6 protein-coding genes (1 of these 6 only partly in view) are annotated in these 9,048 nt (G+C 63.4%); 2 read left to right on the top strand and 4 right to left on the bottom strand.

Annotation, left to right across the window (positions count from 1 at the left end):
• Positions 1–1,707 carry the 3' portion of a M23 family metallopeptidase gene (locus tag NKH60_RS14710; RefSeq protein ID WP_352831730.1) on the top strand. 252 nt of this gene lie to the left of the window's left edge, so only the last 1,707 of its 1,959 coding nucleotides appear in the window; the start codon falls outside the window, past its left edge; its stop codon occupies positions 1,705–1,707.
• A gap of 17 nt (positions 1,708–1,724) precedes the next feature.
• Here NKH60_RS14710 and NKH60_RS14705 read toward each other — a convergent pair whose 3' ends face one another.
• Positions 1,725–3,290 (bottom strand): MFS transporter, encoded by a 1,566-nt coding sequence (locus NKH60_RS14705; RefSeq protein ID WP_352872562.1) that lies wholly within the window; start codon positions 3,288–3,290, stop codon positions 1,725–1,727.
• Between the two features lie 168 nt (positions 3,291–3,458).
• Between NKH60_RS14705 and NKH60_RS14700 the strand changes: the two genes are divergently transcribed.
• Complete coding sequence (locus NKH60_RS14700; protein WP_352471308.1) at positions 3,459–4,091, top strand: TMEM175 family protein; 633 nt, start codon at positions 3,459–3,461, stop codon at positions 4,089–4,091.
• A gap of 21 nt (positions 4,092–4,112) precedes the next feature.
• Here the strand turns inward: NKH60_RS14700 and NKH60_RS14695 are convergent, their stop codons facing one another.
• The 3 genes from NKH60_RS14695 to clpB form a co-directional block, all read right to left on the bottom strand.
• The gene (locus tag NKH60_RS14695; RefSeq protein WP_352816560.1) at positions 4,113–5,582 is read right to left on the bottom strand and encodes a L,D-transpeptidase family protein; all 1,470 of its coding nucleotides are present in this window, start codon (positions 5,580–5,582) and stop codon (positions 4,113–4,115) included.
• 238 nt (positions 5,583–5,820) lie between these two features.
• A complete protein-coding gene (locus NKH60_RS14690) occupies positions 5,821–6,186 on the bottom strand; it encodes an MmcQ/YjbR family DNA-binding protein (RefSeq protein WP_352456638.1) in 366 nt (121 codons plus the stop codon).
• Positions 6,187–6,333: 147 nt separating this feature from the next.
• On the bottom strand, positions 6,334–8,940 hold the full coding sequence (gene clpB, locus NKH60_RS14685; RefSeq protein WP_352831724.1) for an ATP-dependent chaperone ClpB: 2,607 nt from the start codon (positions 8,938–8,940) through the stop codon (positions 6,334–6,336).
• Between the last annotated feature and the right edge of the window lie 108 nt (positions 8,941–9,048).

Below are 9,048 nucleotides of genomic sequence, written 5' to 3'. Positions count from 1 at the left end.
ATCGCCAAGACGACCAGGCTGGTGGCGCTGCGCCAGATCGCCAAGGCCAAGGATCGCCGGCGCATGGAAGTGTCGATGGTGACCAAGGTCGGCGACCGCGATGTCATCCACACCATGCCTTTCGTGCAGATCAAGATGGCGCTTGCCGCCGGTCACACGACCAGCCGGGCCTATCCGCCTTTCGACCCGATGCAGGTGTTTGGCAATGGCGACGATAATGCTGCCCAGCCGGCAGGCGCCGCCGCCAGCCAGATCTATGGCGCCAAGGTCGAAAGCGAGATGAGCTTGAAGACCGTCGATTTCCCGATCGAGACGGCGGCCTTCGACGAAAAGAGCGACCTTTCTGCCGACGAGGTGGAAAAGGTCGTGCGCGAGGCCGGCACCGATCTGAGCGACGGCGCTGTCCAGGTCGCTTCGCTGCATTATGTCGACCCACAGCGATTCGGTGACGGCTTCGCCGAAAGCATGGCTGGCTCCTATGACGTCAAGATCGTCCCGGAAAACGTCTCGGTGTCGCCGCGTGCCGCCATCGACGACCATGCGCCGGCTTTCGCCGAGGAAATCATCCCCTTCACCAAGGATCTCGACATTGCCGAGGCCTTCGCTGATTCGGGCTATACCGGCGAGGATGCCACCGGAATGGCCGAGGCGATCGCCAAATTGCTGAATGCGACGGCCCTCAAGGCAGGAACCGTGCTGCGCGTTGGGCTCGAGGTCCATGGCGACGCCGCCAAGATCGTTCGCACCAGCGTGTACGACAGGACCCAGCACATCGTCACCATCGCGCTCGACGACCACGACCAGTACGTGCCGGCGCAGGAGCCGGAGCCAAATCCCGAATTGCTGACGGCGTTCGACGATTCGCCTGCGCCCATAGTGCGCGGCAATCTGCCGAACATCTATGACGGCATCTACCGCACCGCCTATTCCTACGGCATGTCCAAGGCGATGACGCAACGGCTGATCAAGTTGCTGGCGTCCGGTGTCGACTTTCAGTCGCGCCTCAATCCCACGGACCGCATCGAGGTGCTGTTCTCGCAGCCCGATGGCGACGACCAGGCGTCTGACGAATCCGAGCTGCTTTACGTCTCCGCGACTTTCGGCGGCACGACGCGAAATTTCTACCGTTTCCAGACGCAGGACGGCAGCACCGACTACTTCGACGAAAATGGTAGCAGCGCCGAGCAGTTTCTGCTGCGCAATCCGTTGCCCAATGGCCGATTTACGTCAGGGTTCGGTGCCAGGCGCCACCCCATTTTGGGGTATGTGAAAATGCACACCGGCACCGACTGGGCAGCTCCCGTGGGATCGCCGATCATTGCCGCAGGCAATGGCGTCGTCGAAAAAGCCGGCTGGGCCGGCGGCTATGGCAAGCAAATCATCTTGCGTCACGCCAATGGCTACGAGACGTCCTACAATCACCAGAGCGCCTTTGCAAAAGACATCGAGCCGGGAGTTCGCGTTCGCCAGGGTCAGGTTATCGGCTATCTCGGCTCAACCGGCCTCTCCACCGGTCCGCATCTTCATTACGAACTGATCGTCAACGGCACAAAGGTCGATTCGATGCGCGTCCGCCTACCGGTCGGCAAGACGCTGAAGGGCGACGACCTCGTCGCCTTCAAGCGCGAGCGCGAACGCATCGACGACCTGCTCAAGCAGGAAGACGGCAATCAGTTGAAGGTCGCGAGCGCCAAGATCGAAGGCTGAGCCGACGTTTTTCGTCGTCAGCCGTGCTGATTCGCCGTGTCGCGCGCCCATGGCAGCCGCTCGCCGGAAACCGTCGTCCACGCGGTGATTGCCGAAAACAGGCAAAGCAGCGCGGTCACCGCGGCAACGGCGGCGAATGCCGCGTCGCTGGCGGCAAGTCGTGCCGCATCGAGGCCGGGCGCCAGGCCGGCTGGCGGCGGTTCGCCGAAACCCGGAATGCCGGAGCCGGCAGCGGTGCCGAGCACGCCAGCATAGACCCAGGCCGCCAGCGATCCCATCGCCGCCACGGCAATCAGGCCGCCGATGCGCGAGACGGCGTTGTTGATGCCCGAGGCCGCACCCGTATCCTTGTCCTCGACCCCCTTAATGCGGGGGGTCGACAGCGGCGATACCACCAGTGCCATGCCGAGCCCCATCAGAGCCATCAGCGGGAATACCCCCAGCCAGAAATTGTGGATGCCCCGATAGGCCAGCAAGGCAAGTCCGGCAAAGGCAAGAGCCACAACCAGACTGCCGCTGGCGATCGGAAAGCGAGGCCCGATGCGGTCGGACCACTGGCCGACTGGTCCGGACAACACTGCGATCAATGCCGACAGCGGCAGGAAGATGAAACCGACCTCGGCCGCGCTCAGCCCCCATCCGGCGATCATGAGCATCGGCAGATAGAACAGATTGGCCGACAGCGCGAAATAAAGGAAGAAGGTCGCCACATTGGCGCCCGCGAACGCGCCGATCCGAAACAACGACAGATCGATCATCGGCTCGCGCCGCCGGCGCTCGAAGACGATGAACACGACGAGCAAAACCGCACCGGCGGCAATACTCGGGCCGGACATCAGCCCCTCCCCGTCGCCGCTCATCGAGGTCAGACCGTAAGCGAGAGCTCCGAACGCCATTATGGCGAGTGCAGCGCCGCCGAGATCGAGGCTGCGCTTTTCCGCCGGCGCGTCGGCAGGGACCTTGGCCAGCAGAAGATAGACCGAGATAAGGCCGAGCGGCAGATTGATGGCGAAGATCGCCCGCCAGATGCCGTCGCCGAACGCCGACAGCACGAAGCCGCCCAGCACCGGGCCGAGCGCCGTCGTCAGTGCTGATGCTGCGGCCCAGATGCCGATCGCCCGGCCGCGTTCCTTTTTCGGATAGGCTTTGGCGATAATGGCCAGGCTGCCCGGCACCATGATGGCCGCTCCGACACCCTGGATAGCCCGAAACGCAATAAGCACCGCCGGGTTAGGCGCCAGCGCGCAGGCAAGCGAGGCGGCAATGAACAGGACGATGCCGGCGACGAAGGAGTGGCGCAGGCCGAAGCGATCGCCGGCGGCGCCGCCGACGAGAATGAGGGCTGAGAGTGTCAATGCGTAGGCATTGGAAATCCATTGTGCCTCGGCGAGGCTGGCGCCGAGGTCGACGCGGATCGCCGGCGTCGCAATGGCCAGGACCGACCCGTCGATGAAGCCGAGCGCAGAAGCCAGGATCGCGGCGATCAGCACGAACCGCCGCTGCGCCTGCGGACAGAACGTATCGGCGGGAAGTGAGCCGGTCAGGGGAACGGCGCCGGTACCGACTTTGGTTGGCGTGTGCATGCCGCCTTACCTAGATCGCCGGCGCGCCGGCGACAACCGGCCAGTAAGCTGTTCTCGTTGAAACCAGGCCCAAACTGGCCACACAGGCAGGATCACGCCGCTCAGGGTGCAAACGGCAAGTGCCGTGCTAAGCTTCTCGCAGCGCTACAGACAAGGGGGAAATACCGCATGAAACGACCGCTCGAACCCTCGGCGGAAGGACGCGGGCGCGTCGTCGGCATCACCGACGGCGTGTTCGCCATCGCGCTCACCCTGATCGTTCTCGAGATCAGGGTGCCGGCGCATGAAACGGTGCATTCCGAACGCGAGTTGATCACAGCGATCACAGCACTGGCGCCGCGCTTCCTGACCTATGCGCTCAGCTTCCTGACGCTGACCATCTTCTGGTTCGGCCAGCAGGCGCAACACGGGCTGATTGCAAAATCCGACCGGCGGCTTGCCACGCTGAACCTCTGCTTCCTCGGCTTCATCGCCTTGCTGCCGTTCTCGACCGACCTTCTCGCCGACTTCCTCGAATTCAGGACTGCGGTGCTCGCCTACTGGTTCAATCTTTTGATGCTCGGACTGACGCTGCTCGCCAGTTGGCGCTACGCGGACAAAAACGGATTTCTGGCCGAAGGTGTCGACGCGGAGACCACCCGAACGGTCTATCTGCGCATCGTCAAGGCACAGATCCTGTGGGCCGTCGGCGCTGCACTTTGCCTGATCAGCCCGTTGCTCAGCGTCGGCTTCATCCTGGTGGTGCAGCTGATCTATGCCGCAGCGCCGCGCGCGCCACTGCTGCGCAAGGTCATCGGGTGATCCGGGCGCGGGCGTTGCGCTTTAATCGACGAACTCCACGATAACGCCGGGCGTCACGATCTTGGCAAGCTCGCGCGCGTCCCAATTGGTCAGCCGCACGCAGCCATGGCTTTCGGTCTTGCCGATCTTGGACGGATCCGGCGTGCCGTGGATGCCGTAGGTCGGCTTGTCCAGCGCAATCCAGACCGAGCCGACCGGGCCGTTCGGCCCCGGCGGGATGGTCAGGATCCTGTCGTTTTCGCCCTGCTTGAAATTGATGTTCGGGTTGTAGGTGTAGTTCGGGTCCAATGCGACACGCGACACCGCATGCGTGCCGGACGGCGACGGCGTGTCGGACGAGCCGATAGTCGCCGGATAGGCTGCGACCAGCTTGCCCGCCGCATCATAGGCGCGGACCTGCTTATTGGACTTGTCGGCGATGATGCGCGCCACCGGCGTCGCCACCAGCCTGCCGAAATTGGCGACCTTGATGATGGTGCCCGGACGATTGAAATTGGCGTCCGGATTGAGCTTGTTCAGATAGGTTTCATCCATATGGAAGCGCTCGGCCAGCGCTTCGGGTACCGACGTGTAGCCCATCCGATCGAGCTGGGCCTTTTGGCTGTAGTCCTCCGGTATCGAGGCGACATAGGGACCGGCCGCATCCTCGGGCGTGATCGTATATGAGGCGAAGGCATCGCCGCCGGATTGCGCCAGGGCCGCCTGGATGCCGATTGCGTCGGTCGATTTCAGATTGCTGCCGGTGATCTCATTATAGGCGGCGAGCGCCTTGTCGACATTCGAGCCGAAGCGTCCGTCGATGACGCCGGGCGATGCACCGGCACGGTCGAGCAGCACCTGCAGTGCCGCCACGTCCTCGCGGGCGCCGAGCGCAAGCGACGGGTCGACCGCCGTCTTGCCGCCAGTGCTTGGCGGCGGGGCTGTATCTGGCGGTAAGGCCGCCTGCTCGTTCGGCCCCGTCGGCTCGACCGGCTCGATCGAGGCCTCGTTGAGCGGCTGGCGCTCGATGGTGCGCGGCTTTGCCTCCGGATAACCATTGCCGTAGCCGTCATCCCGTGGCGCTTCGGGGAAGGCTTCCACCGAATTGTCGCCATTAAGATCGTAGTCGTCGGCCGGCGGCACGATGATCCTGCCCTCGTCTTCCAACTGCCTGCGGCGGTAGCGCGCCATGTCCTGCGGGTCGTCGAGATAATAGCGGTCGTCCTCGACCGGTCCGAGATTGCGCAAGCGCTCGCGGCGCAAGGCACGGCGGTCGAGCCTGGTCTGCGGCGGCTGGATGGCGATAACCTTGCCGGTCTCCGCATCGACGATGACGCGGTTTCCCCTGGCGTCGTAATAGATGTCGAGATTGCCGTTCTGGGCGACAAGAATGCCGCCGCCATTGGCGGCACGAACCACCCGTGGCGCGGTATCCACTATTGGCGAGGCCATCGCATTCGACGCCAGCAGCCCGGCAGCAAGCGCTGAAAGGGTGAAGATGGTGCGCAACATGATGGCCAAATTCTCCGGTCCGTAATTGCCGCCGCCGGCATTGTCTCTTCAAAGCGCCGCGCGTCTTTTTCGACGCGCAAAGGACGCTCTAACGCTTTAAATCTCCGCATCGTGCTTTGCGAAAATCAAAACTCGATTTCGGGCCGATGTGGTAGGCGAACCCCTTCGCCAGCAAATCAGTTGCCAACGATAAGGTTCCAATATGAACCGGGCATGAAGATGGCGGATTTCTGACCGATTAACCGGCAGCGAGTCCCAATTCCTTGCGCGCCTGCTTCGTCAGCTTCAGCACGACAAGACGGTGGCTTTCGCGCAGGTAATCCTTCAGCGCGCCATCATCCATGCTTTCGCCGGTCTGGCGCTGGATCCATTTCATGCCGCGTGAGGCAAGATAGGGCGCGGGCCGAAGGCCCGGCTGCTCCCTCAGCACGTCATAGGCGATGTCGGAGCATTTGAAGGTAACGAACGGCTCCTTGCCCTCACTCCAGCCGCCGATCGCGAAGACCTTGCCGCCGACCTTCCAGACATGGGCGCCGCCCCACTGCACGACATGGGTCGCCGAAGGCAGCGAGGCGCAGAAGCTGTTATAGTCGTCCAGCGTCATCTGCGCCCCGCCAGTGATGTTGGACCATGAACCGAAGGCCGGCGTAACAAAAGGGTATGCCGGTTTTTCGGAAAGGATCATGGTCGAGATTGAAGATAGGAATTCCATCCCGATTCGATCGGGATGGAACAGGTCCTTGGCTTGAGCTCAGGCGGCCGCCTCGGTTGCCACGACCGCGGGCTTCGAGCGGAAGTTCAAGCGGTCGGAGCCAGCGGTGACCTTGACGGTTGAGCCGTCGAGGATCTCGCCGAGCAGGATCTTTTCCGCCAGGGGGTCCTGCAATTCCTTCTGCATCACCCGCTTCAGCGGCCGCGCGCCATAGGCCGGGTCGTAACCCTTGGCCGCCAGCCAGTCGATCGCCTCCTGATCGAGCGAAAGCGATATCTTGCGGTCAACAAGCAGGTTTTCCAGCCGCTTGAGCTGGATTTGGACGATCTGGCCCATATCCTGGCGGCGCAGCCGGTGGAACAGGATCACCTCGTCGATGCGGTTGAGGAATTCCGGCCGGAACGAAGCCCTGACGACATTCATCACCTCGTCGCGCACGACGTCGACATCCTGGTCCTCGCCGAGATTGACCAGATATTCGCCGCCGAGATTGGACGTCATGATGATCAGCGTGTTGCGGAAGTCGACCGTGCGGCCCTGCCCATCGGTCAGCCGGCCGTCGTCGAGCACCTGCAGCAGCACGTTGAAGACATCAGGATGCGCCTTCTCGATCTCGTCGAACAGCACGACCTGATAGGGCCGGCGCCGCACCGCTTCGGTCAGCGCGCCGCCTTCCTCATAGCCGACATAGCCGGGAGGCGCGCCGATCAGCCGGGCGACCGAGTGCTTCTCCATGAACTCCGACATGTCGATACGCACCATGGCGCTCTCGTCGTCGAACAGGAAGCTGGCCAGCGCCTTGGTCAATTCGGTCTTGCCGACGCCCGTCGGTCCGAGGAACATGAACGAGCCGAGCGGCCGGTTCGGGTCCTGCAGGCCGGCGCGCGCACGGCGCACGGCTTTCGACACTGCCTGCACCGCCTCGCCCTGGCCGACGACGCGCCTGCCGATCTCGTCTTCCATGCGCAACAGCTTGTCGCGCTCGCCTTCCAGCATCTTGTCGACCGGGATGCCCGTCCAGCGCGAGACGATATGGGCGACGTGATCGGGGCCAACCACTTCTTCGACCATGCCGGCCTTGCCATCCCTGGCTTCGGCCTGCTTCAGCTGCTTTTCGAGTTCCGGGATCTTGCCGTAAGCAAGTTCGCCGGCGCGCTGGAATTCACCCTGGCGCTGGGCGATGGCAAGTTCGTTGCGCGCCTCGTCGAGCTGTTTCTTGAGGTCGGCGGCAAGCCCGAGCTTCTGCTTCTCGGCCTGCCATTTCGAGGTCAGCTCGGTCGATTCCTCCTCGAGGTTCGAGAGTTCCTTCTCGAGCCGCGCGAGCCGGTCCTTCGAGGCATCGTCCTTCTCGACCTTCAGCGCCTCGCGCTCGATCTTGAGCTGCATGATGCGGCGGTCGATCTCGTCCAGCGCCTCGGGCTTCGAATCGACCTGCATGCGGAGCCGCGACGCGGCCTCGTCGACCAGGTCGATCGCCTTGTCCGGCAGGAAGCGGTCAGCGATGTAGCGGTTGGACAGGGTTGCGGCCGCGACCAGTGCCGAATCCGAGATGCGCACCTTGTGGTGCTGCTCGTATTTCTCTTTCAGGCCGCGCAGGATCGAGACAGTGTCTTCGACCGTCGGCTCATTGACGAAGACCGGCTGGAAGCGGCGGGCAAGGGCCGCATCCTTCTCGACATGCTTGCGGTATTCGTCGAGCGTGGTTGCGCCGACACAATGCAGTTCGCCGCGGGCGAGCGCCGGCTTCAGCAGATTCGACGCGTCCATGGCGCCATCCGCCTTGCCGGCACCGACAAGCGTGTGCATCTCGTCGATGAACAGAATGATGCCGCCGGCGGCAGACGTGACTTCGGAAAGCACCGCCTTCAGCCGCTCCTCGAACTCGCCGCGGTATTTGGCGCCGGCGATCAGCGACCCCATGTCGAGGGCCATCAGCTGCTTGTCCTTGAGCGATTCCGGCACATCGCCATTGACGATGCGCAGCGCCAGCCCTTCGGCGATCGCCGTCTTGCCGACGCCGGGTTCGCCGATCAGCACTGGGTTGTTCTTGGTGCGGCGCGACAGCACCTGGATGGTGCGGCGGATTTCGTCGTCGCGGCCGATGACCGGATCGAGCTTGCCCGCGCGGGCGTCCGCCGTCAGGTCGCGCGCGTATTTCTTCAGCGCGTCGTAGCCCTGCTCGGCGCTCGCCGAATCGGCAGTGCGACCTTTGCGTACGTCGTTGATGACCTGGTTCAGCGCCTGCGGCGTGACACCCGCCTTGGACAGGATGTCGGCGGTCTTGGCCGATTTTTCCATGGCCAGCGCCTGCAATAGCCGTTCGACGGTAACGAAGCTGTCACTGGCCTTCTTGGCCAGTTCCTCGGCGGTCGAAAACACCTTTGCCAGCGGCTGCGCCAGATAGAGCTGGCCATTGCCGCCCTCGACCTTGGGCATTGCCTCCAGTGCCGTTTCGACGCCGAGCTTGACGTCACGGACATTGCCGCCGGCGCGCTCGATCAGCGACGCAGCCAGGCCCTCGTCGTCATCGACAAGGACCTTGAGGATATGCTCGGGGGTGAATTGCTGGTGATTGCGGGAAAGCGCCATGGTTTGTGCGGACTGGATAAAGCCGCGCACGCGCTCGGAATATTTTTCAAGATTCATGCCTGTCTCCTTCCGTCACCGGCCCGCTTCGCGGCACCGGATCAGATTGCGGTGACGGACCCGCCCGTTCGAGCCGGATCCTGTTCACGCAAGATATGGGACGCAAAC

This window comes from Mesorhizobium sp. M1006, assembly GCF_040318825.1.
GTDB lineage: Bacteria > Pseudomonadota > Alphaproteobacteria > Rhizobiales > Rhizobiaceae > Mesorhizobium.
The sequence above is the reverse complement of the archived record's forward strand: the minus strand, read 5'-3'. Positions and strand labels throughout refer to the sequence as shown.

Excerpts from the sequence above, each read along its gene's own strand:
- NKH60_RS14705 (WP_352872562.1), bottom strand. The coding sequence starts at position 3,290 with ATGCACACGCCAACCAAAGTCGGTACCGGCGCCGTTCCCCTGACCGGC.
- NKH60_RS14695 (WP_352816560.1), bottom strand. The coding sequence starts at position 5,582 with ATGTTGCGCACCATCTTCACCCTTTCAGCGCTTGCTGCCGGGCTGCTG.
- NKH60_RS14700 (WP_352471308.1), top strand. The coding sequence starts at position 3,459 with ATGAAACGACCGCTCGAACCCTCGGCGGAAGGACGCGGGCGCGTCGTC.
- NKH60_RS14690 (WP_352456638.1), bottom strand. The coding sequence starts at position 6,186 with ATGACGCTGGACGACTATAACAGCTTCTGCGCCTCGCTGCCTTCGGCG.
- clpB (WP_352831724.1), bottom strand. The coding sequence starts at position 8,940 with ATGAATCTTGAAAAATATTCCGAGCGCGTGCGCGGCTTTATCCAGTCC.